We start from the raw sequence: 25,059 nt of genomic DNA, 5'->3' as shown, positions 1-25,059 counted from the left end.
TTCTAATTACTATTTTTCACGCAGTTGTAAACCCGACCCCATAATAGTCATCCCCAACCTTGATCACATAAGATCTCTTATCTTCAAGGAACTCAATCGTCCGCCTCCATTCACCTGGACTTGCTTTTACATAACTCTGGGCCTCAATGGCTTCCTTCAGTGCAGGATACTCGTTCAGCTCCTCTTCCGTTACAACGACAAAATCCTCAGGAGTATAGTCTAGCAGTTCAGCATCTATCGTTTTAGAATACATATGACTGTGCACACTCCATGCAAAGAAACCCGCAGAAATCAGAAGTAAAGCCACAAACGACATTACAAATGCATTTACGACAAAAACACGGGATCTTTCCCTGCTGACCAGTATCCCGGTACCAAATAGTATCCAGTAAATAAGCAGCATCAAATAGAGATTCTGGGGTGGATGGAAGCCTCTGAGAACATAGCCACTGATATAGAATGTTAGGATTCCGAGGCAGAAGAACATAATGTACTTATTTCTCGTATTGGTTTTGCTCATATTCGCCTCCTTTCCCCTGCACAATCAGGATAGCCGCCTTCAACAACAATAATATCCCAGCCACAATGAAACCAGGTATGCCAGAACCACTCATTGATGTCGATACCATCCCCGAATCGATCAGTCATTCTCATGTAAAAACTCCTGTATACGTTCTTTGTTCTTCACATACGCAAACGAAGCACTCAACGCTATGAGACCTACGATGATCGTGACGACGATCCTATAGATCATTTCAAGATTACTAAGATCAATAATTAGGATCTTCACCACAGTAATACCAAAGAGCACCACTCCAGTAGTCCTGAGAGAGCTTGATCTCCCCAGGAATCCAACAACAATAAGGATTACGGATTCTGTAGCCCAGACCACAGAGAGGAGGACCTGTCTGGCATTCTCGGAAAATGCAGCAAATAAACCTGTGCTGTCAGTAATCTCTATCGCGAGAGTGATAGTTAGAATAACCGTAGCCGCAATCCCCATTAGTTCCCGGACCAGTTGTTCCTCATCTTCAAGTTTTAAGTGTGAAACAAGGTATGCTGCCCCGTACAGAGCAAGGGTTATTGACAACATACTAATCGTTCTTTCACCGAACAATAAACCAGTGCTATCCCATAACAATGATCGGATCGCAGCTGCAGCGAGGACGATGTATCCCATGTATCGAAGATCAAGATTACCAAGCTTGACACCCATGTAAACGAGGAGGAATCCTTCAATTGCCCATGTGAGTGCTATCCAAAAATCCTCAAGCTGGACATATACCGCAATAGAGAGGAATGTGATACAAAAGACGAAGAACGCTCGGGACAGGTTCTTGAGTTCTCTCTTTTTTGTGAAATAAGCTAACCCCAGGTACACTGCTGCCAGCAGAACTACAAATATACCTCTGAAAGAATACCAATAATGCCAGACTACAGCAAGCCCGAAACCGAATGTTGCAAATGCATTAATAACCATACTGATAATGTTCTGAGTATAGTTTTCCTTGTCTTCGAGAATGATACTCAAGATATTGAAGAGTGCGAAGAAACAGATGAGATACCCAATAGAATAATAGACAATAGGAGATACCACCGTTCCGCGAAGGATATTCGAGTCGACGAAGAATATGCTGTACAGTAAGTACGAGGCAATCAAAGGATAGATACCTATTCCCCAATTCTTCTTCCAGAGGATCATCACCAGACCTACTGAGAGGATGATAGTTGAGATCATCATCTGATGCGATCCCCCTGTGAGAAATGCTGCCAGGTATCCAAGGAAAAACGCGAAACTTGTAAGAATAACTGAATTTTGTCTAAGCGCCAGAAAAACTGCGAAGAGCATTACAAGAAAAAGTAATGCGGTGTTCATGCCAAGACTCATGCTGAGCGCTTCTCGATACGCCTGAAAATGGTATGTAGCGTACATTGTGAAATAGAGCAGTGCAATCCCACCGCCGGTAATGAGCTGTGAAAAACGCTCATAGTCTTTCCTTCTGAATACCTCTCCAGTTACTAAGACTGCAAGTGAGAAGGCAACCCCCAAAGCAACACGCTCAAGGATCCCTATCCATCCCTGGTCAACAGCGTAACTGTAAAGGTAGAACATACCAAGCATAAGTAGCACGAAGCCTACTGCTCCGAATATCTTGAATCCAAGATTCTCGGTTGGTTTGTACGTTTCTCTGGAAGCTTCCGCTGCCACTTCCTCAGCTACTGGTGCTACTGTTACTTCAGGCTCCTGTGCGTACCTCTTACCTTCCAGAAAAGCAACTCGCTCCTCTAACTTCTCAATCCTTTTGCTCAGGTAGAGAAAGTTATCCTGCGTCGTATTTTTATGAGGGAGAATGGGGGGTTTTAGATTTTCCAGATCGCTATTGGCAGTTTCCTTATCAAACCTATTTTCTTTTGCCATTGCTGAATCATTCCCCTTGCTCCTCCGTTGCTATCAACGGTGGTCGTGTCTGTTGCTGCAATCCCTGCCGTCACTATCATAAAAACAGGAGTCTTTGCAAAACTAATTTTAAATATAAAACATACTCTCTTCAACAGTAATACTATCAATTGTAGTATCACAATATAAACCTTTTATGTCCATTCCATCGAACTAAAAAATGTACATGAAACCCAGGGAGATTATTTTTAGACTATTCTTTGAAATTTAAGAAATGTTTATACATTAAAAAGTCTTATACAAATTAAATGAACAAATGGATACTAGCAATCCTGATCTTATTTTTAGTACCACTTCTGGCATGCGGGGTCGTATATGTGGAATCCGAATACAATACAGCCGAAAGTGAATACGTCGTAGTGCCAGCCAGCGAGGAGACGTATGAACCAGGTTACCATTATGAAGGAGCAGATAGAACCTTAACTTTCTGGGAGCTGCCTTTGAAATTGCAGATGATACATATCTTTACCGTGTTCCTGGCAGCTATTGGTCTTGCCAAACTGTCTCCTTTGATACTGGCACAGTTCAACCTGATATTTGCAAATAAGAACAGGAACGATGTTTTTGAGCATATCGTAAGTAATCCGGGATGCAGTGTAGCTGACATATCACATGGTCTTGAACTAAACCGCGGTACTGTGAAGTACCATCTGAAAAAGCTGCAAAGCGAACACAACATCATTGTATCCGACCATGGAAGCTCTCCAAGGTTCTTTCAGAACAATTCGAAATACCGCGATCAAGCCCGGATCATAGCTCCCTTTTTGCAGGATGAAAATCAAAAACGTATCCTCCTTATGATCAGGGATAAGCCAGGTATGACAAACAACGAGATCTCAGAGGGTCTGGACATCACCAACAGCACGGTCTCATACCACCTGAAAAAGATGACCACAAACGAACTGTTGCTAGCTGAAAAGGACGGAAGATATAGGAGGTATTCTCTGGACCCTCGGATGGAATCGGAGCTGGACACGGTAATTCAAGATGGTATAGTGATTGGAACAGTTTGATGAAATGGACATAAAGATAATAATAAATCACAAATATTATTTTCTTTAATAAGGCAAATAAAGATTATAGAAAAGTATTAAGCTGCTGTAAAAAAGCAATAATTAATTGAAGAGGTAGTTATGCATGGAACAGAGTTATGCTGTAGGATGGGGGACTCTTGCATTAATAAATACAGGAATTGCCCAAAGTAAGAATAAAAAAGGTCTCAATTGGTTTCTCATTTCCTTATTGCTTGGGCCCATAGCTACTTTAATTCTGGTTGCTACTAAATCATGAAGGAGTATTCTCAAAACCCCCGAATAAAATCGGAACTTGACAAGATAAAATATGCCGAGATTTGAGGGTCGTAGTTCATCAAGTGCTGGTTTAAATTTTAAGTTGATGTAGAGATTGGAAAAATATGTGAGAATATCAGGTTTGACTAAGGAAAAATATCGTAAACATATGGCGGCCTAAGTTAAGATATGAAACTAAAAGTATGCTTTGCTATTAGTATTCTGGTTCTGGCAATGATTGCAGGAATTGCAGCAGCCGATGTTCCTCCACTAAAGTATAAAGATCCTGATTATCAGGGGCAGCCAGCGATCTATGAGAATCGGGTTGTATGGCACGATTACCACAATGGGAGTATGGACATATACATGTATGATCTTGCCACAGGGATATAGAAGCCCATATGCACAGCTGCTGGTTATCAGGGAAATCCCGAAATTGATACAAACTACATCGTTTGGGAAGATCATCGCAATGGGAATTATGACATTTACATGTATGACATTTCTACACAATCAGAGACTCCAATATGCACAAATCCCGCTGAACAGGAAAAACCTGGAATCCATGGAAACCATATTATCTGGCAGGATAGTCGAAATGGACAATGGGATATTTACATGTATGACCTTGTTACAGGAAAAGAGAAACAGGTCTGCACTGCTCCCGGTGATCAGGAAGAAACCGAAATTGATGGGAATTATATTGTCTGGCAGGATAAACGCAATAGCTATCGTAACATCTACATTTACGATATTTCCACAGAAACTGAAAAACAAATCACGGAAATGACAGATAGTAGAGACCCTGCCATCCATGGAAACTATGTTGTATGGGAGACATTCAATCAAGGAGATGTGAAGTGGAATATTTTCATATATGACATATCCACAGGAAAAGCAGAACAGATCATCACTACTAACAACCCAAAAATAAATCCTGCAATCCATGGCAACTATGTCGTGTGGGATGAAGTAAACAATGGGAACAGTGCTATTTTCATGTACAATATCTCTACCGGAATACCAACACATATAAGCGATGTTTCTGGTTACAGCCATCCTGCAATACATGCAAACAACATCGTATGGAAGGACGAATACAATGATGTCTACATGTATGACATTTCCACAGATACAAAGATAACGATCTCAAAGGAACCCCGGATAAGCTCTTTCTTCATGGTCAGCGTCTTCGTTATTTTCTGCCTAGCAGCAATTTTGTACCTAAGGAAAAGGTCCCAAGAATAACTCAAAAAAGAGAGAATAGATATATTCCTATCAAAAAGGAAGCAAGATTGCAAATGAAGGACATGAAGAGTGCTTTTTCAATACGGACCTTCAATACGAAAAAGTAGATCACAGCTTCCACTAGGACCACTGAAACTTCTCCGATGGCAACCAGATAAGAATATGTTCTAATGAACATTGGCAGTACGAACCAGAGGTATGGAAGTGTTGAGAAAGAACAAAAAGTTCCTGTGAATAGCAACAATGAATCAGGGATCGATGTTCGGTTTATTTTGAAGAGATAACGAGCAGTGGTAAAGAGCATTGTTACCTCTATCATCACCGTAACAAGCAATGCAAGCAAAAAGTGGTATTCATAGATCATTCATGTCACTTACCATTAAACAGACCTTTAAGAAAATGAATTATGGAATCTAGAATACCCTCATCTTTTACTTTATCTCCATCCTGAACCGTCCCTTCATCCGTAGGCAGATCATCATCCGTAGGCAGATCATCATCCAGAGAAGCCATATATTCTTCATCAGAAGATGCATTTTCTTTTATCACAAACCTCATCCCCGGTATATCCGGTCCTTCAAATGTTTCAATCCGGTCCGGAGTACCATCATTATATTTTGAAACTTTTCTTGAAGTATAGATGATCAGCCTGTCTTCTGAAAAACCGGCAATAGAATATTCGATCTCTTCCCTGATAAGCGGATCTTCCTCATTCACAACATCCCAGTCAGGATTTATTTCAACTTCATAGAAGCATGGATTCGAATCCGATTCCAGATCGATATTTTCAAGCCCTTTGGATTCCAGATAATCTTTTTCAATGGCATAGATCGTCAGATCATTAGCCTTATAATATTGAGTCAGGCAGACATCCGGACTGATGATATAAGGATTCTCACAATGGATAAGCGGACCGATAATATGTCCGACAAACACAATTTCCGGGAACTCATCCAAGTTCACTATTTTTACGCATCTTTCCATCCCTCGTGTACCGGGTTCTAAAATATCTGCACAGGCATTTGATGTAAGTGCGGATAAAATTAGAAGAATAATCATAATTTTAATATTTAATTTCACAAAATCAACTCCTGTTGACACATTACTTCAAAATCCTCAATGTAGATCTGCATCAAAATACCATGCCCCGCATTTTACGTATTATGAAGAGAACAAACACTGCTGAAAGTAGGATCAGAGCTATTGAGATTTTAAAAGATCTTTCTTCCTTTTCCTCTCGAAATGTGATCTCGTTATTGGAGATGTTATTCACAGCACTACCATCTGCCTCAATACCTTTCAAATTATCAGAAAGAGAATTGTTCGTTATTATATTGCCCTGACTAAACGAAACCAGATCGATACCGACCCCATTTTGTGATATACGGTTATTGTCCAATGTATTATTACTGGACATCTGGAGAGAAATGCCCATATCATTATTTGAATTTACAACATTGTTGGACAAAACATTGTTATCTGAAATATAAAGCTTGATGCCGATATCAGCCGGATTGTGGCCGGAGGAACTATACAGTTTATAGTTATCCGGATTAATAGTGTTGCCAGCAATTGTATTGTTACTGGAATTCAACATGCAAATTCCATACTTCAAGGCCACAACATCGTTGTTTTCAATTACATTTCCAGAAACCTCATCGAGAAATATTCCCACCTGATCAAATTCTTCAACACCCAATAATGCAAACCCGCGGACAGTAACATTATCTGCATTTATATGGAAAACAGGATCATTGGGATCTGTTGCATACACATAGGCATCATCATAGTCGTTTGACTCCGATATCAATTTAATTTCTTTATCAACATACACGTTCCCGATATATGAGCCGGGATAGACCACAATAGTATCTCCATTTTTTGAAGAGTTAACAGCATCCTGTATTGAAATAAAATCTGTAGCTCCATCGTCATCTACAGTAATCGTGGCTGCATTAACGGTCAATGGCACTATCATAAAAACCAGAGTCATTACAAGACAAATTATTATAGTCAGACATGTTCTCCCCTTCAATAGTTCCATTATCATCGCCACCGAGCCTGGCATAGTAATCTTCTATCATTATTTTTTTTATATCTTCCGGATAGTTATCCGGTAAGTTTTCTAAATCCTCAAGACTTTCGATCTGCACCGGATGAATCTTTCTACTTTCTTCGACCAGTTTCCTTACGGTCTCGTTTTGTTCGGCAAGAGGAAGAAGTTCATCCGCACTGAGCCGATTGAAGTCATCAACTCCTTCGATCCAGGGTGCCTCAGCAGGCTCATTTTTGTTATCTTCAACAACATCCTGTGCGTCCATTGATACTACAATCACCATACTTATCAGTAGCATTGCAATGAACAGCATGCGTATCCAATCTCCTTCAATTATTTTCATACTGCCACCTTTATTTTCATTCAGAATCGGCTTTTTCTTATTAAGACTCTGGATATTCAATAAGGCGATTATCCAGATTATTGCCAAAGCTGCTGCGCTTAAAATTAACCGAATCGCCTGCGGGGAGTATAAATCACTTTCTAGTTTGCATATAAAGATAGTATTAAAACTATATAAATTTTTAATTTCATACTTAAAAATAAACAAAGTTTGAGTGAAAATAAGAAAGTAAACTCATAAAGAAAATAAACTTCAAAAAATACTCAGATAAGCCTCTCGATACCATTATAGACATACATGTTCGGAGGACGGACAAAACCTACCAGTGTCAGCCCTGTTGCCCTTGCAAGATCGATCCCTTCATTTATCGGACCTGCTTTGCTGGCAAGTACAGAAACTCCTGCATTGATGGCCTTGGAGACCATTGTTACTGACAGCCTGCCGGTAGCGACCAGTGCACAGTTTGACATATCAACACCTGCAAGGGCTGCTTTGCCAACTGCTTTATCAACTGCTGAAGCTCTGCTTACATCTTCACAGAATGCAAGGATCTCGCCTTCGCTGTCACAGACGATGACCGAATGTGTACCTCCGGTACGCCTCCATGTCTTAGCATCTTTTTTGAGGTGTTCGACTGCCTTGAAGAAGACCTTACGGTCAAATTTAATATCCGTTTCGCTTCCGATCTTTTTCCTGCATGGTCTTGAACCAATTGCACAACTGCAAAAATCGAATCTTGCATCCGGATCGATATCTCGCCTGGTCTTTTTTATGCGGTCCGGGCAGATATCCGCATGGCATATCAGTTTGTCATCTTCGACCTCGACCGAGATGATATCAATAGCGTGATCAATAAAACCTTCACATAATAAGAATCCCGTTGCGAGTTCCCTGAACTCCCTGGGGGTAGCAAAAAAAGAAGCAAGTGGGACATCATTCAGAGAAAGATGGAATTCTTTCTCAACGATGACGTCCACGTCTATTTCGTTATTGCCATCTTCCGTAAGCTCGACACATCTGTAAGGAAGATAAGGAGCGGAAACATCCCTCTCCTCATCACGCCAGAAGTTGTTCTGACCTGTTTTCCTGTCGACGTGCCAATCCAACGGCATGATTATGCAATTTCCTTTATCTTTGCGAAGAGCTGCTTGAGTGTGTCTTCGTTGCTCTGGGTGAACTCGAATGGAGGTTTTGTGAATGGCTTGAAGTACATTGGCACGTTGTCGAGCCTGTAGAATGTACCATCATTCTCCATTGCGTCAATAACACCAGGAAGAACAACATCTGAAGCAGTGACTGTTGGACATGGTGCAATATCCAGGCAGGTCATTGGGATCTCTGCCAGGTATGATGCAGCATCTGCAGGGATGTGGTTGACAAGGTCAGCACACATTACGAATGCAGCGTCTACGTCTTTCTCCCTCAGAACATCCACGGTTGTGGTCTCTCCAGGGTTGTACCTTGGGTATCCTCTTGAGAAGTCGATACCGAATGGGTATCCGTACAGGTATGATGCGATCTGGTTGAAACCTGCTACGTTACAGTGACCTCTCAGTGCACCGAGTACGAACTTTGTTCCATGGTTGTTGTTGAGTTCCTTGACAAGATTAAGTCCAAGTTCAACGTTCCTGTGCTTACCGATGGATGAACCAAGACCGAGACCTACTGAAATGCTACCGAAGTTTGCATTGATCATTGTCTCGACCATCTCTTCCATTACAGCAATAGGCACACCGGTAATCTGCTCGACAGATGGGTGTGGTCTCTTACCGTTAATAAGTGTCAGCAGTGCACTGAAAAGCTCATAATCGGTGTTAGGGTTAAGCTGGACGTGAAGGTCTGATGCTATTGCAGTGTCAGTTACCCTTGGGTCAACTGTGATGACCTTACGGTCAAACCTTCCTCTCTTGGACCAGTAGCCTCTTGGGAAGACAGCATATTTTGACATGTGTCTTGGCATGGATGCCAGAGGGTTGGTTCCCCAATAGATGTTAACGTCAGCCCTGTTCTTGGTCTGACCTGCTGTTGCTGCAGGACATCCGCTTTCCTGGATACCCATAACAGTTGGACCGTGGCAAATGGTAGCGTTGGAATCTGCTACACCACCAAGGTACTCTGCGATGTGAAGACCGACTTCCTGTGCTTCACATGAGGTCTCACTTCCGAGGAAGAAAAGAGGCCTCTCAGCGTTTACAAGCATCTCTGCTGCCTTTGTAATTGCCTCGTCCCATGCAGCTTTCTGAAGCTTTCCGTCTTTTCTGACCTGTGGGTCTTTAAGGCGGTGTTTGCTTACGATCTCCTGGAACTTTCCATTGCCCATCTTACATGCGTTCTTGACAGTGATCTCGCCGTCCCCGAGCTCTACCTGAATATCATCACATGATGCTCCGCAAACCGGACACATAATGTTCTTAAAAACCATATCAGTTACCTCCCATGTACAGTTTAAGGACAACATCCTCTGCGCTTAGCACCTCGCCCTCTCCTGCCTCTACAGTTACAGGATTACCCTTGTAGAGAGGAGAACCTGTTGAGAAGGTATCAGGGTCAATGACCACGTTGGACCAGATAGCCCTTGGCATGAATACATTTCCATCCATTACAGCATCTGTGCACTTTGTGAAAACTATGATGGAATGTTTTTCGTCCTTACTTGTTACTTTTACTTTTTCCGGGCTTCCAAGAGTTGCAAAATCACAAGGTGAGATCCAGCATACAGCACATTCCTGTCTGTAATCTTCTGTATATTTGTCACCGCCTTTTGCAAGCCTGCCCTCGTCAATGGTACTTCCTGTGTTAAGTAATACTCTCATAATCACACCTCACAGATCCATGTTTGCTGCCTGATTGACATAGAGTGTGCCTTTTGGCCTCTTTGTGATCGCATTGTCACCGAGGAACTTCTTGAAGTTACCAGGACATTCTATATCATCGAACTTAAGGTCGCTTTCGTTTGTTACATATTCGAATCCAGGTGAGAACCTTTCGATGGTCCCGTTAACAACCATTGTACCAGCTGTCATCTCAGCAGCAACTGCGCGGATCGCATTTCCTTTTACAGCGATCAGACCGCCGTTCTGGCGAATACCACAGTAGTGACCGACATTTCCACCAACGACGATCTCTCCGCCGCTGATACCGCCACCAAGATTGTTGCTCACATTGCCATCGACGACGATGCGTCCACCGGACATTCCTACCCACTTTCCACGGTATGCGCAACCTACGTGGTCTTTGGCATTACCTTCGATGTGGAGAAGTCCGCCCTTCATCTCCATTCCTGCCCAGGAATCAGCGTCGCCTTTTACAAGGAGTTCGCCGCCTTCCATCTGGGAACCTACGTGCATGCTTACAGATCCCTCAACGGTGATCTTGCCTGCTGTCATCTTTTCACCGATGCGCTTCACTCTGGAAGTGTCACCTTTGACAACAATGGAAGTGTCCTCTGCGGAACTTCCTGCATCCCCCTCTACATCAAAGAATGCAGAGAGAGGGAACTGTTTTGGTCCCTGCCATACCTGGAGGGACTCGATCTCGCTTTTGTTTTTACCGGCAAAAGTATCAGGGGTGATAACATCTGCCTCTACTTTGATACCGATTTCAGTATTTACTGTAAGAATAACTTCTGCCATGATATCACTGCTCCGTGTTTACCTTGATCGCTGTTGGGTTCACGAGGTAGCTCTCTGGTGTTGGATAGTGGTTGAAACCGTGTGAATAATACCTGAACCATTCCTGCACATCCTTGAGCATTTCCTTCTCGTTTGCGTCCGGAACACTCGCATCGGTGTAGTAGGTCCTCTTATCAGGGATCATGGTGATCTCACCGTTGTGGCAGACGATCTGTCCGTCCTTAACGGTATATTCAGCGGTGCTGAACTTGTTGATCAGATCAGAGTATTCCCTTGTGTCGATCTTGCTTGGGTCAATATCGTAGATAGTAACATCACCATCTGCGCCGATACCGAAGCTACCCTTCCTGTGTGCCATACCGATCGTCTTTGCTGTGTTGGCACGGGTCATGATAGCAATATCGTAAAGGGACATTTCCCTGTCGACCCCACCGAGTGTGCTTCTGTCATTTGCCCATGGGTGGCATTCACTGAATGTCTGGTCCCTGAACTTCTCGGACATCAACCAGCTCATAACAAGTGGGTATTTGGTGAACGGTCCACCGTTTGGACTGTCGGTTGTCATGATAGCCTTCCATGGATCATCGATCAGGAGGAGGCATTCAAGACCCATTGCCCACTGGGTACTGTGAACAGGGTTGCTCTTAAGGTATGTGAATGGACAGACACCTGAACCACATTCGAGTTCAACATCTGTGTTTGACCATTTGCCACCGGTAAGCACTGAGAGATCGTGGATGGAAGGACCATCACCGGTCATACATGTTGCTTCACCGAATGGTACACAACCACTGTCAATTACAATGTGGTCTGTGCTGTTGATGTAATCAGTAAGAGGTTTGACACCGGACTCGAAGTCACGCCAGGATGTACCGCCAAATGCGTTGAACATCATGTGTGTGAGGTACACGGACTGATCCCTGCTTGGGTCGAGTTTTGTCTCTGCCCATTCGACACCCATGTCCTGCTTTGCTTTCACATTTTTGGACATTTTCAAGGATTCTTTTGTTGTCTCAAAGTTTCCTGGATGACCAAGGTTGTTTGCGTGAAGGTGCATTGACATTGGCATACCGAGCATCTCATTGACCTCAGTAAGTCCGTCGATCATCTCTCTTGGAGTTACCTCGAAGTGGATGTTTGCTTCATCAAGGGAAGATACGTTCTTACCCCATCCCCAGTTCTCAACACCAGCTGGATTTACACATTTGATACCATAGGTCTTGTGGGTCTTCATCATCCATGAAACGTATGCTGCTGCCTTGTCGATGTCGCCTTCCTTGAGGTAGCGCATCATGAACCAGTTGTTACCAAGAACAAGGTATCCACCCATATCGAGCATTGGGATAGAGCGCATCTCTTCGTGTGTATGACGTGCTTCCATTGGAGGAACAGCTGCCTCGAAGACGGTTGTGTAACCCATCTGTGAGTATTCGTATCCTTCCATGTAAACAGATGGTACAGTCTCTCCTGATCCGGAGTGTGTAATATCTGTCTTTGTCATGGTTGCCTTGTAACCATCCTCAGGACGCATCATCCTACCGACATTGACCTTTGCACCTGCAATGTGTGAGTGAGAGTCAACACCACCAGGCATTACGGTCTTGCCTGTTGCATCGATGACCTTAGCGTCTTTCATATCAGCATCTGAAAGTTCAGATACGACCTTGCCGTTCTTGATGAAAATATCCTGCTTATCACCATTTACTTCGTTGAGCGGGTCATAAACAGATCCATTTTTAATTACAATAGTTCCAGCCATTATTCCACCTCTCTCTTCTCAAGCCATATTGCGGATGTCGGGCAGATCATTGCACAGGCACCACATGAACCACATGCTTCCTGGTCGATGACCTTGACGCTACCGTTCCTTACCTCAAGTAATGGTTTCTCATCAACATCGTTGAGCGCACCAGCTGCGATGAACTTTGAGGAGTTTGCATTGACAGGACATACGATAACACAGTTACCACAGCCAAGGCAGGCATCTTCGTCGGTCTTAAGCACAGATGTCAGGACAGGTGTTGCTGATGGCTTGTTGAGAAGCTTCTTCTCGAAAACAGTCTTCTTTTCCATATCTGTAAGGATCGCGGTCTTCTGTACATCGATAGCATCTACAGGACATGCGACTGCACATGCACCACAGTAGAGACATGCATCCGGACGCTGTGCGACCTTGTCTACCCTCTCACCAATATCCCATTCAGGGTTGAACAGTGCATTGCATGGACATACATCCACACATGTGCGGCATGCCTGGCAGACATCCTCATCGCGTACCCAGGTGCCTGCAAAAGGCTTCTGGACAGCGATAGCATCTGTTGGACAAACTTCACCACACCATCCACAGTGCACACATTCTTCGTTGTCGATGATTGTCTTACCATCTATGCGTGCATCGTTGTCATTTGAAAGCCACTGCTGGACCTCTATAGCGCCCTGTGGACAGATCTGTTCACAAAGACCACAGTGTACACAGTCATCGTTCACGGTTGTTGGTGCAATGGTGCTGCACAAATAGTTCTCGCCGCACACAGCCTTTCCATCTTCCCTCATCTCAAGAGCACCGGTTGGACATATCTTAGTACACATTCCGCATGTAATGCAGTTGTCTCTTATGTCCAGGAAATCCTTGTTGATAAGTCCCCTGGCAACCGGTCCAACAGAACCTATGATCAGGGTGTCCTTTGGACAGACCATTGTACAGGTTCCACAACCAATGCACTTGTGTGGCATGTAGACCACTTGCTTGTTATCTTTTGTCGAAACCACTATTTCGTTCATCTAATCTACTCCGTAATTATTGCTCATGTCTGCATGCTTCACAAATTGCTTCGCCTTCGTACCAGACAAAGCTATCTCCACACTTGTCACAAAGCTTTACTTGCTTGCGTTTCTTGATCGGTACTTCGATCTCTGTAAAAGAATAAGAATAAATATTCTCTCCGGCTTCAAGGACTATCGGAACAACCACTTCATGGCGCACTTTCTCAGTATTCATGTACCATGCATGAAGCTTGGGGTATGCCTTTGTTTTTTCAGGATCAAGATAGATTCTGACAGCTGGCATCGTTTTCTCACCCGGTGCACCACGCTTGTTGACAGTAACAGCCATCTTCCCGTAATCCTTTACCTTTAATCCCTTGTTTCCGGTGGTAGCACCCTCAAGGATCTGGAAAGGATCAGGAACACAGTTGTATGTCTCTGCTGTAGCGTAGATACGCTCACCTTCCTTAACATCAAGGAGTCTCTTTGACATATTGAGCATCTGCAGGCCAATAAGTGCCCCTGTGCTCAAGTAGCCGTGGAAAGGAATGATCTTCTCCACCTGTAAAAATAGCTCTGGATCTTGTTCTTTAATCTGTTTGAGAATATTATCCATTTCGTCATCCATATGAAGACCTCTTGAATGTGAAAGTATAGCATCGGATCGGCCGGATCCTTTAAACGGTGTTTAACATAACCGCCTGTAATGCTAAGGAACATACCGGTGAAAATTATATATAGTTTATCGTTGCCGGTAAAAACGTGGCAGGGGTGGTTAAATACTCAGGTCTGAAGCAAATAAGTAGCTTATATAGATAGATCTGAAAAAGTAAACAAAAATAGAAAAGACGAGTTTTCAAAAGGATAATCAATACGGTTCTTCCAACAACAACAGCAGCAACAGCAGCAACAAAGACAACGACAACAACAAAGACAACGACAACAACAAAGACAACGACAACTCATTCCACAAGCTCAGCTATCCTATCCAGCAGCCCCTTTGCAACTTCCTCACTCGCAGCATGCCTTACAGTGATTTTGCCACTCTTATAAACAAGAACCATCATAGCACCGGAAGTGAAACGGATGGCTCCAAGTTCCTCAGAACAACGCAAGAATTTGATCAAATTCCCTTCTTCTGTTTTTAGAGCTTCACATGCCTTTGAGATATCAATCTCATTATCAAGCTGCGCTATAACATGCTGAATATCCGGACCGCTTTTACAGGGAGTAATAGACCTAATTTCCATAGTACCAAAACCCTTTTTAAAAGTTTAAATTGAAAATAAAAAAGTCAAAAAGAAAGTATCAGGAGATGAAATCCACCGTGACACTTTCAACATCCCAGAGAGATTCAAGTTTCTCAGTGATGTCCTCTTTTATTGCAGCTGCGAACTGGTGAGTGGAAGGTAGGTCAAGCACTACACGTACATTACCTTCATCGACCGCGATCTTCATCACAAGTTCGGTCCTGATGATATCCAGACCTTTTATCGGGTTCATCACATGCTTCAGGCGCCTTTTGACAACTTCCTCGTCAGTGGGCTCTTTCTCCACGACCATTCCATGCTTTTCCTCGTAATCACGGATAGCTGACCTAAGACCTTCCACTGCCAGAACAGAACAGTGTGCCTTTACCGCAGGAAGTCCGCCAAGTGCTTCTGCAGCTTGCTTCCATGTGATCTTCTTGGCCTCTTCAAGGGTCTTGCCTTTTGCAAGATCAGTAATGATGGAAGCTGTGGCAATGTTGGATGCACAACCGTATGATTCGAATGAGATATCCTCAATTATGAGGGTATCAGGATTCACTTTCAAATAAACAGCAACCATATCCCCACATGCTGCACTGCCTTCGAGACCCTTTCCATCCGGATCTTCCATCTTGCCCACATTATGCGGATTTTTGAAATGCTCAAGTACCTCTTTACTATATGGGAATTGCATAATACCACTCTCCTGTTCCGATCGATTTAATTATCTTCTGACAGCGGGCTGATAGCCCTTAGATTAACAACAACTTCCTTCAACGCATCAATAATAGAATCTGCATCTTCCATGGTGTTGAACCTTCCAAAGCTGAAACGCAATGAACCATGGGCCCGCTCGTGGTCACCCCCTATACCAAGTATAACGTGGCTTGCCTCAAGGGAGCGACTGAAACATGCCGAACCGGTACTCACTGCGAATCCCATCATATCCAGATGCAACGTAATGGATTCACCTTCAACATAGTGGAAAGTAAGGTTAGCATTCTGTGGCAATCTGCTTGTAGCACTACCATTAAGCGTGACACTGGGTATCTCAGCACTTATTCTCTCAATAATGTGATCCCTCATTGCTTTAAGCTGTTCGTTCTCCTCAGGAGTTACCAGTTCAACAGCCTTTGCAAAACCTACGGCACCAGGGATGTTCTCAATACCTGCACGCCGGTCAGACTCCTGGAAGCCTCCGTCCATCCATTTGTTGATAGGAGTACCCTCTCTTATATACAGGGCTCCAACCCCACGTGGGCCATGAATAGTATGTGCTGATACCGTAACAAGGTCAACAGAAACCTGGCTCACATCGAGAGGGACCCTTGTGAAACTGTGAGTTGCATCGGTATGCAACAGCACTTCCTTTTCCTTACATACCTCTGCAATAGCCTTGATATCCTGCAGGGTGCCAATCTCCTGGTTAGCATGCTGGATAGAGACCAGGGCAGTCTGAGGAGTGATCGCTGCCTTAAGCATATCAAGGTCGAGGACACCCTCACTGTCAACTTCTATGAAATCAACCTTGTAACCCTGTTTCTCAAGTATTTTTGCAGTGTTCAGAACATCAAAGTCTTCCAGCCGGGAAACGATCAGGTGATCATCCTTCTTGCCCTTCAATGCAGAAAGGACCCCCTTTATTGCCATGTTGCTTGATTCAGTGCTTCCCGAAGTGAACACTATCTCGCTGGCATCCCCACCAAGGGCCGAGGCAATCACTTTCCGGGACCTTTCAAGCCCCTCCTTGGATTCAATTCCCATTGAATAACCAAATTCGGAAGTAGCAACTGCATAAGTATCAAAAAAATACGGATTCATTGCTTCAAGTACCCTCTCATCCAATCGAGTACTGGCAGCATTATCAAGATATACGGTTTTGTCGAACATCTGGCAAACACTCCTTTGATCAAATAAATATACTAATGTGAAATTGCTCTGCTCAAGACACCATCGATGACTGCCACAAACAGCCTTAGCAGAGATTAAATGATATACAGAGATTATATTGGCAACTGTATAAAGCGTTAACCATTTACTGTAAAATTACATCATAAAATAATAGAGGGGAGGATAGAACAGCATAAACTGCCTATCCATAAGATATTATCTGGACCTTACGATCTCTTCAGCGATCTTTGCAGCTTTTACACCGGATTCCAACATGCCACCAAAGGTAGGACCCATTCTGGAAAGACCAAAACATGTAGCTGCGGCCATTCCTGTAACTACGAGTCCCGGGTAAAGCTCTGAAGTGTTGTTCACCACAGCATCTTCGGAATTATCAACATCCATTCCTAAGAAGCCTTCAAGGTCTACCAGACCACGTTTTGCAAGGGAGTTGGCCACGACCGCATCGTGTCCTGTTGCATCAATAACACATTTAGTCTCGATAGCCACAGGATCCACACAGGTTATGGCACGTGGTAATGCTGAGACAGGTGTCCAGTTGGTAACAGCACCGCAAACACGTCCATCCCTGAGAACAACATCATCGAACTTGTTCATGTTCAGCATGAAAGCACCTGCATCACAGGCAGCTGAGATCAACTTGGAACAGGCAGAAGGTGCATCTGCAACATAGAGACCTTCCTTTATATCAGGTACTTCCTTGTAAGGAACACCAAGCTGATCAAAAATCCTCTGTGCAGGCGCTCTTACTGTAACCTTGTTCATCAGGTAGCCACCTAACCAAAAGCCGCCACCAAAGTAATTGTTGCTTTCAAGCACAACTGTCTTTAGGCCTTTGGAAGCAAGATCCCTTGCTGCCACAAGACCACTTGGCCCTCCGCCAACGATGATCACATCACTTTCTATGTGATTAAGGAAATCTCCAAGAAATTCTTCAACTATCGAACGCGTAATATCTTTTTCAGTTGCTTGTGCGAATTGATTCATATCTTCACCCATTTTAATAGAGATGATCTGTAAGTTGCCAGAAAGTGCAATTTTGAGCCGGTTCATAAAAAGAGCCAGACATTTTGCCTTACATCTTATTTGAAAGGCCGGAGTGAGAATCGAATTTACGTACTCCGATCTGCAGTCAGACACATAAACACTCTGCCATCCAGCAAATTGTTACCGATTCACTATTGTGAAATCACAATCGTGAATTGTATTTATTATATATATAGATTATGTTGTAAGCAAATTAAAGAAGCAGACAGCGTAAAATATTTACAGCGCCCATAAAGAGAGATTGGTTTCAAATACTTTAAAATATAATCAATAAGTAATAGATAAATCGTTTTTGCATAAGAGCATAGCCAAATGTAGGAAATTTTAGCAAAATTTAATATCGATAGTCGGGTCACTTCCATACATTTATGTAGCATAATATATGTTAACATCATTTCAATTACAATAATATAATTAGCAATAAATCAAAATATTTGATCCTGTTTTTAGAAAAGATGGAGTTTTTGAATGGATCTAAAAGAAATTTCATTAAGAAAGAAACTTACATTTTATATTGTTGCAGGAACCTTTTTAATTTTTATAGCATCAGCTTTGCTAATAATCTCAACAACATTATCCCAGCATGAAGAACTTGCATACCAGCAATCCATAGAAATTGCCCGCAAGCATGCAAACGAATTCAATGCAGATCAAATGAAATATCATGCATTTTCAAAAATCATTGCAGACACAATCTCCGGTAGCCTTATCTGCGATCGGGAGGAAGCAAACAAGCTCCTGGAGGAGATACTTATAAAAAATCCGGAGCTTGTTGGGACATACGTCTGTTTTGAACCCAATGCATATGATGGGAGAGACATGGAATATGCAAATACATCAGGCCATGATTCAACTGGCAGGTATATCCCATACTGGAATAAGCTGGATGGTAATATAAGCCTTGATCCTTTACAGAACTATGAAGAACTTGATTACTACAAATTACCAAAGCATACAGGAAATTACGTACTAACGGAGCCATATTGGTATTCAGAAAAAATAATCATCAGTCACTCAACACCGATATTCCGTGACGGACAATTCATTGGAATTGGGGGTGTCGATGTAACTCTCAATGGCATGGACAGCATTGTAAGTAACATTACAGCATTCCAGAGCGGATATGCCATACTTAGCAGCAACGAGGGTCTTATCCTTTCACATCCAACCAAAAAAGAATGGATCGGTGAAAAAACACTTTACGAATTCAATGATGATATCACTATGATGGCAGATGACATCAAAGAAGGAAAAAGTGGTCACATCGAAACAGTAGATCCGAGTACAGGAAAGCAGGTTATCGCATTCTATGAACCTACAAAAGAAGGAAAGTATTCATTCATACTTGTAGTTCCGAAAGATGATATGTTCAAAGGAGTTATAGACCTTAAGAATGAATTAATTACAATATTGATGATCGCAATATTGCTCATGGGACTGGTTGCGTCCCTTACAGCAAAAACTGTGAGCAAAAATATAGAAAATATTGTTAATGACTTTAAAGAGATTTCAGATTCTGCTTTAACCGGAAACTTTGATGCCAGAGCAAATACTGAGATTGACATTGATTTTAGAGAATTTACAGTCGGATTAAACCACCTGCTCGATAATCTCCAAAGATCAAGCGAACTTAATGAAGAAATGGCTGATATAATAGACCACAGTCCTGTAACTGTCTTTAAATGGAAGAATAAAAAAGGATGGCCAGTAGAACTTGTATCCGGGAACATAGCACTATTTGGTTATGTTGCTGATGATTTCATATCAAAAAAAATAAATTATGCAGACATCATCCACCCTGATGATCTTGAACGCGTAGAAGACATACTTTCAGAGAGTATTACAAAAAGAACCCCACATTTTAGCCAGTATCGGATAATAACAAGATCAGGAGAAATTCGTTGGGTTGAAGAACAGACACTCTTACAAATTGACAAAAATAATAATCTAAATTACATGCAGGGAATTATCGTTGATATAACGGAAAGAAAGAATGCCGAAGACCAGATAATTAATGCAAAAATAGCAGCAGAAGCCTCTAATCAAACAAAGAGCAAGTTCCTTGCAAACATGAGTCACGAACTCAGGACACCACTTAATTCAATAATTGGTTTTTCAGACATACTTCTCGAAAATATTGCAGGTCCAATTAATGAAAAGCAGGAAAAATACATTTATAATGTATTGAATAGTGGAAAGCATCTTCTAAACCTTATTAATGACATACTTGATCTTTCAAAAGTCGAAGCCGGAAAAATGGATATCCATTATGAGGTATTTTATGTGAGAGAGATCGTCACAAATGTTGTAACAATCATAAAACCTCTTGCACAAAAAAAGGCTATCAAGCTTGCGATAAATATTGAAGAGGGCATATCCACCATAAATGCAGACAAAACAAAATTCAAGCAGATCCTCTACAATCTTCTAAGTAATGCGATTAAATTTACAGATGAAAAAGGAGAAGTTCACCTGATAGTAACCTGTGTTGACAATCAACTGAAAATCAGTGTTACTGACACAGGTATTGGAATTGCTCAGGAAAATATTGAAAAGATATTCCAGCCATTCAAGCAGATCGAATCAGATAATTCCAGAAATTACCAGGGAACCGGACTTGGACTTGTTCTTGTCAAAACCTTTGTAGAACTACATGGCGGCAATATAGAGGTAAAAAGCAAAAAAGAAGCTGGAAGTACATTCACCTTCACCATACCAATTGATGAGATGAAAGTTTCAGAAAAAGAACAGAATGAAGAATAAAAGAGGAAACAGAACAGATTCGTTTTCGAACATTTCCAGAGAGGAAGAACAGGTCAATCTTCCACAGGGCAGGCACCCTCACCTCTTCTTAAATACCTGCAGATCTCACAGATCTTTGCAGAGACATTATCCACCTTACCCTCCTGTATCTCAAGAGCAAGACGAGATATCGACTCTTTCACATCTTCATCAAATTCTATACGATAGCCTCGTTTTTTTGTCATGTATTGAGACACGGCAGAAGGAGCCATTCCAAACATCTTTGCAACTTCTTTCTGTGCGATCCCGTTCTTTACAAGTTCCATTGCAAGAGCTGCACGGATAGCCGGGAGGATATCCCATACAACTGCCTGACAGGGAGTTTCCAGATTCATAATATCACTTACGAGATGCTATAGTACATTATATACTATATAGCTATACCATATAGCTTTCATAGCATATGGCTTCGTAACATATATATGTATTCACTATTGTGAAATTCTAGAGGGTGAATAATATAAATAAAAGATGTTTGTAAAGATTGATTAATCTGGAAGTATTTAATTTTATGTAAATACATTATAGGTATAAGAGTTAAATAAAATATGATATTATATATTGTCAATTAATAAATGAAAATTATAGATCATAATATCAATACTTAAAAGAGGGGTCCCATGTTCAGGAAAGCTTTGATCGTACTACTAATGGTGCTTTGTGTATTATCAGTTACAGCGTCTGCGTACACGCTTGATGATATCGAATGGAAATCTACAGAAACAAAAACTCTTCAATGGGGACATAATTTTGAAAATGGGGAAGCAAAAGATGATTCTTATGACACATATGTAATCAAAGCAGAGGACTTCTCAAGTGATGGGTTTGTGTCCTTATCCCTTTCGAAGGATGGACAGATCAAAGATATTGCCTCCCTCGGCTTGGCTGACAGCTGGGAATACAGGGATGAAGAGAATGGACAGGATATAAAACTCTTCATCAAGGAAATAAAGACCAATGTCGATCAATGGACCGGCAACATGGAAGATCCTACTGTGAAAGTTGAAGTATACAGAAGAGGTGTTCCTGACTTCGATATTGATATCAAGACTGAAAAGAACGAATATGACCCTAGATCCCCGAGCAATCCAAAAGAAGTGGTAACTACCATCACTGTAAAAAATAAAGGATATGCAAAAGCAGAAGATGTTGAGGTCATCGTTGATCCTGCAGGAATGGAACTGGCCGATGGAGATCTCAAGACCCACATAACCACATTAGCTAAAGATGAAACATCTGAAATCATAGAGGTCGACTTTGAGGTGCCCCACCTTTGGGAAGAAACCGATCTTGATATTGAAGTGACTGTACGAGCTAAAGACATCAATGGCGACATCCACGAAGACAGTGAGAAAAAGGAAATAACCGTAATGCCAAAGGCTGAACTAATACTTACAAAATCAATTATTGAAGAACTCTATATGGATGAGACAGCATATGTTTCGGTAGCGGTCCGCAATTATGGCATTTACAGCATGAACTCAGTTACAATAAAAGACACTGTACTTTCCAGTATGGAACTTAAAGACAGTGTAACACTTGAAAAGACAGTATCATTCAAGCCCGGAGAAACCATTGAAGTTTTCTCCTATGCACTGAAACCCATTAAACCAGGGAAATACACATCACCTGAAGCAGTTGCAACATATACAGCCTCTAACGGTAAAACCTATACATATGAATCAGAAGATCCAAAGATCGAGATCAATGGACCTTACATCACCCTGTCCCAGAAAATGGATAAAACAAAAGTAGAACCTGGGACCGAGGTTAAAGTTACTGTGACCACTAAGAACGAAGGTAACAGGGATGCAAGCACAAGAGTGTCATCCACTGATTTCCCCGAAGGTTCAACTTTTGTCAGTGGTGATACATCCTTTGATAAAGTACTGGGAAAAGGTGAATCCGGAAGCTATTCATACATTCTGAAGATGAATGATGAAGGAACATTCAAACTTTCACCTGCAACTGCAACTTTTATCGATATGGAAAGCTACAAAGGTGAAAAAATATCTAACATGCCTGAGATAACGGTAGAAATTCCTGAACCTAAAGAGACCTCAACTTCATCAAGTACAAGTAATCCATCAAACGGTGACAGTTCACAACCAGGAACTGAATCAAATGAAGAGGTTGTGGAACCTGGTTTCGAATCGATCTTCGCAATTACTGCACTTGCAGGCGTATATCTGGCAATAAGAAGGAGAAAATAAATAGATCATGCGTATGAGAATTAAAGTCTGCCTGATCGTTTTATTTGCCATAGCCCTATGTGCAAATACAGCCATCGCCTCTTCCGATGAGAATACTAACTGGAACGAGACGGTCAACCATACCCTTTACTGGGGAGATAGTATCGAGGTAGATGGCTTTTTGATCAAGGCAAATGATTTCTCAAAGGCAAGACCTTTCGATATTGAAACCGATTACGTAATGCTTACCATTAACTCCGATGACTCGGAAGAATGGAGTGCACTGCTCTCGGTCAACAACAGCCAGATACCCAACACTAAGATCTTTGGGGAAAGGTTGAACATAACTGCTTTTGAGGTCGTTACGGGAATTGATATTCCAGCTCCCTACACAAAGATAGGAGTTTCCACATTTAATGTTACAGAAAAAGATATCGATAGCTGGATCAACAACACCATCTTTGTCACCAAGACCAGATCTAAAGATACCTACATTGATGAAAGGGTCTTTATTACAATCCAGATCAACAATCTTCGGAATCTGGAATTCCAGAGCGTTCTAATAAACGAAACATTACCTGAAAACATATTAATGGACCCTGATATCAATGTGGATCAAACGGTCAATATAAGTCCATATTCAAAGAACACGATCCAATATTCTGTCAAAGCATTACGTCCCGGGAACTACACCATCCCACCTACTGAGATCGAAATCATAGACAATGGGATAAAGTACTACCAATACACCAACTCAACGGAACTAGTTGTATACGGACCATACATCAATGCTACAAAGACAGCCAAAGTTGATGGAAATAACCCACAACTTTATGATATCACTATAAAAGTGAAGAATGAAGGCAATCGTGCAGCATATGTAGAGATCAATGATGAGATGTTACCAAACTCAGTTGTCATGCAAGGAAAGATCGCAACTGAAATGGTCATCTTCCCCGATAAAATAAAAACCCTGGAATATTCTATAAGGATCGAAGATATTGAAGGAAACCCAATAGTGCCTTCGGCTAAAGTATACTTCTCAGATTCAAAAGGATATTCTGACATTTTCAAAACAAAAAAATTCTACTTACTTGAAGAAGAGGAAGATTTACCAGAACCCATCGAAATCCCAGAAGATGATCAGAATACGGAAGTTTCTGGAACTCCAACTGAAGAAAATGATGGAGAGGACACTGAATACCCTTCATTCGGAAGAATCCGATCTGTAAAGGACATCCTCGATAACACGATGAGAATAATCAATGAAGCGCTTGAACACAAGTGAGAACTCATCTTATATAGAACGAAATCTTTTTAGCCCTCCCAATAGTTTAGGCTACAGGAATGAGACATGAAAAAAGAACAAGGATTTGAAAAAGCTAAATTCGAGATAATACTCTCGGGAAGATCAAATGTTGGAAAATCATCCATCATACGAGAGCTTACGGGTAAAAAAGTGAAAATCGGCAAACGTCCGGGAGTTACATTAAAACCCGCCCATAGCCTGCGTTCTGATCTGTTAATTACGGATCTTCCCGGATTCGGGTTCATGAGCGGTGTGAAAGACCGAAAGCAGGACATCGTGAAGGACCAGATCGTACGTTACATAGAGGATAATGCTGACAGAATAAAGATAGCAGTCCTTGTCACTGACGCAGTTTCATTTATAGATGTGGTCGAACGCTGGGAAAGCCGCAATCAGATACCTATAGACATCGAAATGTTCGATCTATTCAATGAACTTGGATTTGATACCATTGTCGCCATAAACAAGATGGATCGAATAAAGGACGTAGAACAGCAAGAGAGACTTGATGGCATCGTTGAAAAGCTTGGCCTGACTCCTCCTTGGGACCAGTGGAATTACATAATTGCACCAACAAGTGCAAAAAAAGGAGACATCAAAACACTTAAAGGACTAATCAGAAAGCGACTTCACGATATTAAGAGAGATGACCTTTTCAAATATATCTGAGACAACTATAGGTAAATGAAATTTAACCTCATTTGCCTATAATTTAGTTTGCCTACAACTTACGTACTTAATTACTTACTCCGCACCCTT

26 protein-coding genes are annotated in these 25,059 nt (G+C 41.9%); 7 read left to right on the top strand and 19 right to left on the bottom strand.

The window, feature by feature from the left end:
* Positions 1–16: 16 nt before the first annotated feature.
* The 3 genes from LI82_RS05980 to LI82_RS05975 form a co-directional block, all read right to left on the bottom strand.
* The gene (locus LI82_RS05980) at positions 17–403 is read right to left on the bottom strand and encodes a hypothetical protein (protein ID WP_236622677.1); all 387 of its coding nucleotides are present in this window, start codon (positions 401–403) and stop codon (positions 17–19) included.
* Positions 404–516: 113 nt separating this feature from the next.
* Positions 517–654 (bottom strand): hypothetical protein, encoded by a 138-nt coding sequence (locus LI82_RS13085; RefSeq protein ID WP_160174955.1) that lies wholly within the window; start codon positions 652–654, stop codon positions 517–519.
* Positions 641–2,419 carry a DUF2339 domain-containing protein gene (locus LI82_RS05975; protein ID WP_048194119.1) on the bottom strand — a complete coding sequence of 593 codons (1,779 nt, stop codon included), beginning with the start codon at positions 2,417–2,419 and terminating at the stop codon, positions 641–643. Before LI82_RS05975 ends, LI82_RS13085 begins: the two co-directional genes overlap by 14 nt.
* Positions 2,420–2,706: 287 nt before the next feature.
* On the opposite strand from LI82_RS05975, the gene LI82_RS05970 reads away from it, so the two are divergent.
* The 3 genes from LI82_RS05970 (at position 2,707) to LI82_RS05965 (ending at position 4,995) form a co-directional block, all read left to right on the top strand.
* Positions 2,707–3,471 carry a winged helix-turn-helix transcriptional regulator gene (locus LI82_RS05970; RefSeq protein ID WP_048194117.1) on the top strand — a complete coding sequence of 255 codons (765 nt, stop codon included), beginning with the start codon at positions 2,707–2,709 and terminating at the stop codon, positions 3,469–3,471.
* Between the two features lie 465 nt (positions 3,472–3,936).
* Positions 3,937–4,140: a hypothetical protein gene (locus LI82_RS12900; RefSeq protein WP_135607241.1), complete on the top strand. Its 204-nt coding sequence runs from the start codon at positions 3,937–3,939 to the stop codon at positions 4,138–4,140.
* 6 nt (positions 4,141–4,146) lie between these two features.
* Positions 4,147–4,995 (top strand): hypothetical protein, encoded by an 849-nt coding sequence (locus LI82_RS05965; protein WP_394297410.1) that lies wholly within the window; start codon positions 4,147–4,149, stop codon positions 4,993–4,995.
* A 1-nt stretch (position 4,996) separates the two neighbouring features.
* Here the strand turns inward: LI82_RS05965 and LI82_RS05960 are convergent, their stop codons facing one another.
* The 15 genes from LI82_RS05960 to LI82_RS05890 all read right to left on the bottom strand — a co-directional run bounded on the left by LI82_RS05960 (position 4,997) and on the right by LI82_RS05890 (position 17,937).
* Entirely contained in the window at positions 4,997–5,359 is a 363-nt protein-coding gene (locus LI82_RS05960; protein WP_048194114.1) for a hypothetical protein, read from the bottom strand.
* Positions 5,360–5,364: 5 nt separating this feature from the next.
* Positions 5,365–6,075 carry a hypothetical protein gene (locus tag LI82_RS05955; protein ID WP_081955751.1) on the bottom strand — a complete coding sequence of 237 codons (711 nt, stop codon included), beginning with the start codon at positions 6,073–6,075 and terminating at the stop codon, positions 5,365–5,367.
* Positions 6,076–6,127: 52 nt separating this feature from the next.
* The gene (locus LI82_RS05950; protein WP_160174954.1) at positions 6,128–7,039 is read right to left on the bottom strand and encodes a right-handed parallel beta-helix repeat-containing protein; all 912 of its coding nucleotides are present in this window, start codon (positions 7,037–7,039) and stop codon (positions 6,128–6,130) included.
* Positions 6,951–7,394 carry a hypothetical protein gene (locus tag LI82_RS12435; protein WP_052402760.1) on the bottom strand — a complete coding sequence of 148 codons (444 nt, stop codon included), beginning with the start codon at positions 7,392–7,394 and terminating at the stop codon, positions 6,951–6,953. Before LI82_RS12435 ends, LI82_RS05950 begins: the two co-directional genes overlap by 89 nt.
* 263 nt (positions 7,395–7,657) lie before the next feature.
* Entirely contained in the window at positions 7,658–8,506 is an 849-nt protein-coding gene (gene fdhD, locus LI82_RS05940; protein ID WP_048194107.1) for a formate dehydrogenase accessory sulfurtransferase FdhD, read from the bottom strand.
* Positions 8,507–8,508: 2 nt separating this feature from the next.
* Positions 8,509–9,816, bottom strand: a complete 1,308-nt coding sequence (locus LI82_RS05935; RefSeq protein WP_048194105.1) for a formylmethanofuran dehydrogenase subunit B — start codon at positions 9,814–9,816, stop codon at positions 8,509–8,511.
* A 1-nt stretch (position 9,817) separates the two neighbouring features.
* Positions 9,818–10,207 (bottom strand): molybdopterin dinucleotide binding domain-containing protein, encoded by a 390-nt coding sequence (locus LI82_RS05930; RefSeq protein WP_048194104.1) that lies wholly within the window; start codon positions 10,205–10,207, stop codon positions 9,818–9,820.
* A gap of 9 nt (positions 10,208–10,216) precedes the next feature.
* Positions 10,217–11,026 carry a formylmethanofuran dehydrogenase subunit C gene (locus LI82_RS05925; RefSeq protein ID WP_048194103.1) on the bottom strand — a complete coding sequence of 270 codons (810 nt, stop codon included), beginning with the start codon at positions 11,024–11,026 and terminating at the stop codon, positions 10,217–10,219.
* Between the two features lie 4 nt (positions 11,027–11,030).
* Positions 11,031–12,785, bottom strand: coding sequence for a formylmethanofuran dehydrogenase subunit A (locus LI82_RS05920; protein ID WP_048194102.1), 1,755 nt, complete (start codon positions 12,783–12,785; stop codon positions 11,031–11,033).
* Positions 12,785–13,807, bottom strand: a complete 1,023-nt coding sequence (locus tag LI82_RS05915; protein WP_048194100.1) for a 4Fe-4S binding protein — start codon at positions 13,805–13,807, stop codon at positions 12,785–12,787. The genes LI82_RS05920 and LI82_RS05915 overlap by 1 nt, the downstream gene beginning before the upstream one ends.
* A 16-nt stretch (positions 13,808–13,823) precedes the next feature.
* Entirely contained in the window at positions 13,824–14,417 is a 594-nt protein-coding gene (locus LI82_RS05910; protein WP_048194099.1) for an FmdE family protein, read from the bottom strand.
* A 334-nt stretch (positions 14,418–14,751) separates the two neighbouring features.
* Positions 14,752–15,039 carry a TBP family protein gene (locus LI82_RS05905; protein WP_048194097.1) on the bottom strand — a complete coding sequence of 96 codons (288 nt, stop codon included), beginning with the start codon at positions 15,037–15,039 and terminating at the stop codon, positions 14,752–14,754.
* 58 nt (positions 15,040–15,097) lie between these two features.
* Positions 15,098–15,733 (bottom strand): iron-sulfur cluster assembly scaffold protein, encoded by a 636-nt coding sequence (locus LI82_RS05900; protein WP_048194095.1) that lies wholly within the window; start codon positions 15,731–15,733, stop codon positions 15,098–15,100.
* Between the two features lie 26 nt (positions 15,734–15,759).
* The gene (locus tag LI82_RS05895) at positions 15,760–16,929 is read right to left on the bottom strand and encodes a cysteine desulfurase family protein (RefSeq protein ID WP_048194093.1); all 1,170 of its coding nucleotides are present in this window, start codon (positions 16,927–16,929) and stop codon (positions 15,760–15,762) included.
* A gap of 216 nt (positions 16,930–17,145) precedes the next feature.
* Positions 17,146–17,937, bottom strand: a complete 792-nt coding sequence (locus LI82_RS05890) for a sulfide-dependent adenosine diphosphate thiazole synthase (protein ID WP_048194230.1) — start codon at positions 17,935–17,937, stop codon at positions 17,146–17,148.
* A gap of 528 nt (positions 17,938–18,465) precedes the next feature.
* Here LI82_RS05890 and LI82_RS05885 point away from each other — a divergent pair.
* On the top strand, positions 18,466–20,760 hold the full coding sequence (locus LI82_RS05885) for a sensor histidine kinase (RefSeq protein WP_048194091.1): 2,295 nt from the start codon (positions 18,466–18,468) through the stop codon (positions 20,758–20,760).
* 53 nt (positions 20,761–20,813) lie between these two features.
* On the opposite strand, the gene LI82_RS05880 is transcribed toward LI82_RS05885, so the two are convergent.
* Positions 20,814–21,134, bottom strand: a complete 321-nt coding sequence (locus LI82_RS05880) for a transcriptional regulator (RefSeq protein ID WP_081955749.1) — start codon at positions 21,132–21,134, stop codon at positions 20,814–20,816.
* Positions 21,135–21,419: 285 nt separating this feature from the next.
* Here LI82_RS05880 and LI82_RS05875 point away from each other — a divergent pair, with 285 nt between their 5' ends.
* The 3 genes from LI82_RS05875 to engB all read left to right on the top strand — a co-directional run bounded on the left by LI82_RS05875 (position 21,420) and on the right by engB (position 24,969).
* Positions 21,420–23,012 (top strand): BatD family protein, encoded by a 1,593-nt coding sequence (locus LI82_RS05875; RefSeq protein ID WP_048194089.1) that lies wholly within the window; start codon positions 21,420–21,422, stop codon positions 23,010–23,012.
* Positions 23,013–23,025: 13 nt separating this feature from the next.
* Positions 23,026–24,279 (top strand): hypothetical protein, encoded by a 1,254-nt coding sequence (locus tag LI82_RS05870; RefSeq protein ID WP_048194087.1) that lies wholly within the window; start codon positions 23,026–23,028, stop codon positions 24,277–24,279.
* 66 nt (positions 24,280–24,345) lie between these two features.
* The gene (gene engB / locus LI82_RS05865) at positions 24,346–24,969 is read left to right on the top strand and encodes a GTP-binding protein EngB (protein ID WP_048194085.1); all 624 of its coding nucleotides are present in this window, start codon (positions 24,346–24,348) and stop codon (positions 24,967–24,969) included.
* Positions 24,970–25,059 lie beyond the last annotated feature (90 nt).

The sequence above is a fragment of the Methanococcoides methylutens genome (assembly GCF_000765475.1).
In the GTDB taxonomy this organism is placed as follows: Archaea; Halobacteriota; Methanosarcinia; order Methanosarcinales; family Methanosarcinaceae; genus Methanococcoides; species Methanococcoides methylutens.
This window is presented reverse-complemented; position numbering and strand designations above follow the sequence as displayed.

Excerpts from the sequence above, each read along its gene's own strand:
- LI82_RS05980 (WP_236622677.1), bottom strand. The coding sequence starts at position 403 with ATGCTGCTTATTTACTGGATACTATTTGGTACCGGGATACTGGTCAGC.
- LI82_RS13085 (WP_160174955.1), bottom strand. The coding sequence starts at position 654 with ATGAGAATGACTGATCGATTCGGGGATGGTATCGACATCAATGAGTGG.
- LI82_RS05975 (WP_048194119.1), bottom strand. The coding sequence starts at position 2,419 with ATGGCAAAAGAAAATAGGTTTGATAAGGAAACTGCCAATAGCGATCTG.
- LI82_RS05970 (WP_048194117.1), top strand. The coding sequence starts at position 2,707 with ATGAACAAATGGATACTAGCAATCCTGATCTTATTTTTAGTACCACTT.
- LI82_RS12900 (WP_135607241.1), top strand. The coding sequence starts at position 3,937 with ATGAAACTAAAAGTATGCTTTGCTATTAGTATTCTGGTTCTGGCAATG.
- LI82_RS05960 (WP_048194114.1), bottom strand. The coding sequence starts at position 5,359 with ATGATCTATGAATACCACTTTTTGCTTGCATTGCTTGTTACGGTGATG.
- LI82_RS05950 (WP_160174954.1), bottom strand. The coding sequence starts at position 7,039 with ATGGAACTATTGAAGGGGAGAACATGTCTGACTATAATAATTTGTCTT.
- LI82_RS12435 (WP_052402760.1), bottom strand. The coding sequence starts at position 7,394 with ATGAAAATAATTGAAGGAGATTGGATACGCATGCTGTTCATTGCAATG.
- fdhD (WP_048194107.1), bottom strand. The coding sequence starts at position 8,506 with ATGCCGTTGGATTGGCACGTCGACAGGAAAACAGGTCAGAACAACTTC.
- LI82_RS05935 (WP_048194105.1), bottom strand. The coding sequence starts at position 9,816 with ATGGTTTTTAAGAACATTATGTGTCCGGTTTGCGGAGCATCATGTGAT.
- LI82_RS05930 (WP_048194104.1), bottom strand. The coding sequence starts at position 10,207 with ATGAGAGTATTACTTAACACAGGAAGTACCATTGACGAGGGCAGGCTT.
- LI82_RS05925 (WP_048194103.1), bottom strand. The coding sequence starts at position 11,026 with ATGGCAGAAGTTATTCTTACAGTAAATACTGAAATCGGTATCAAAGTA.
- LI82_RS05920 (WP_048194102.1), bottom strand. The coding sequence starts at position 12,785 with ATGGCTGGAACTATTGTAATTAAAAATGGATCTGTTTATGACCCGCTC.
- LI82_RS05915 (WP_048194100.1), bottom strand. The coding sequence starts at position 13,807 with ATGAACGAAATAGTGGTTTCGACAAAAGATAACAAGCAAGTGGTCTAC.
- LI82_RS05910 (WP_048194099.1), bottom strand. The coding sequence starts at position 14,417 with ATGGATGACGAAATGGATAATATTCTCAAACAGATTAAAGAACAAGAT.
- LI82_RS05905 (WP_048194097.1), bottom strand. The coding sequence starts at position 15,039 with ATGGAAATTAGGTCTATTACTCCCTGTAAAAGCGGTCCGGATATTCAG.
- LI82_RS05900 (WP_048194095.1), bottom strand. The coding sequence starts at position 15,733 with ATGCAATTCCCATATAGTAAAGAGGTACTTGAGCATTTCAAAAATCCG.
- LI82_RS05895 (WP_048194093.1), bottom strand. The coding sequence starts at position 16,929 with ATGTTCGACAAAACCGTATATCTTGATAATGCTGCCAGTACTCGATTG.
- LI82_RS05890 (WP_048194230.1), bottom strand. The coding sequence starts at position 17,937 with ATGAATCAATTCGCACAAGCAACTGAAAAAGATATTACGCGTTCGATA.
- LI82_RS05885 (WP_048194091.1), top strand. The coding sequence starts at position 18,466 with ATGGATCTAAAAGAAATTTCATTAAGAAAGAAACTTACATTTTATATT.
- LI82_RS05880 (WP_081955749.1), bottom strand. The coding sequence starts at position 21,134 with ATGAATCTGGAAACTCCCTGTCAGGCAGTTGTATGGGATATCCTCCCG.
- LI82_RS05875 (WP_048194089.1), top strand. The coding sequence starts at position 21,420 with ATGTTCAGGAAAGCTTTGATCGTACTACTAATGGTGCTTTGTGTATTA.
- LI82_RS05870 (WP_048194087.1), top strand. The coding sequence starts at position 23,026 with ATGAGAATTAAAGTCTGCCTGATCGTTTTATTTGCCATAGCCCTATGT.
- engB (WP_048194085.1), top strand. The coding sequence starts at position 24,346 with ATGAAAAAAGAACAAGGATTTGAAAAAGCTAAATTCGAGATAATACTC.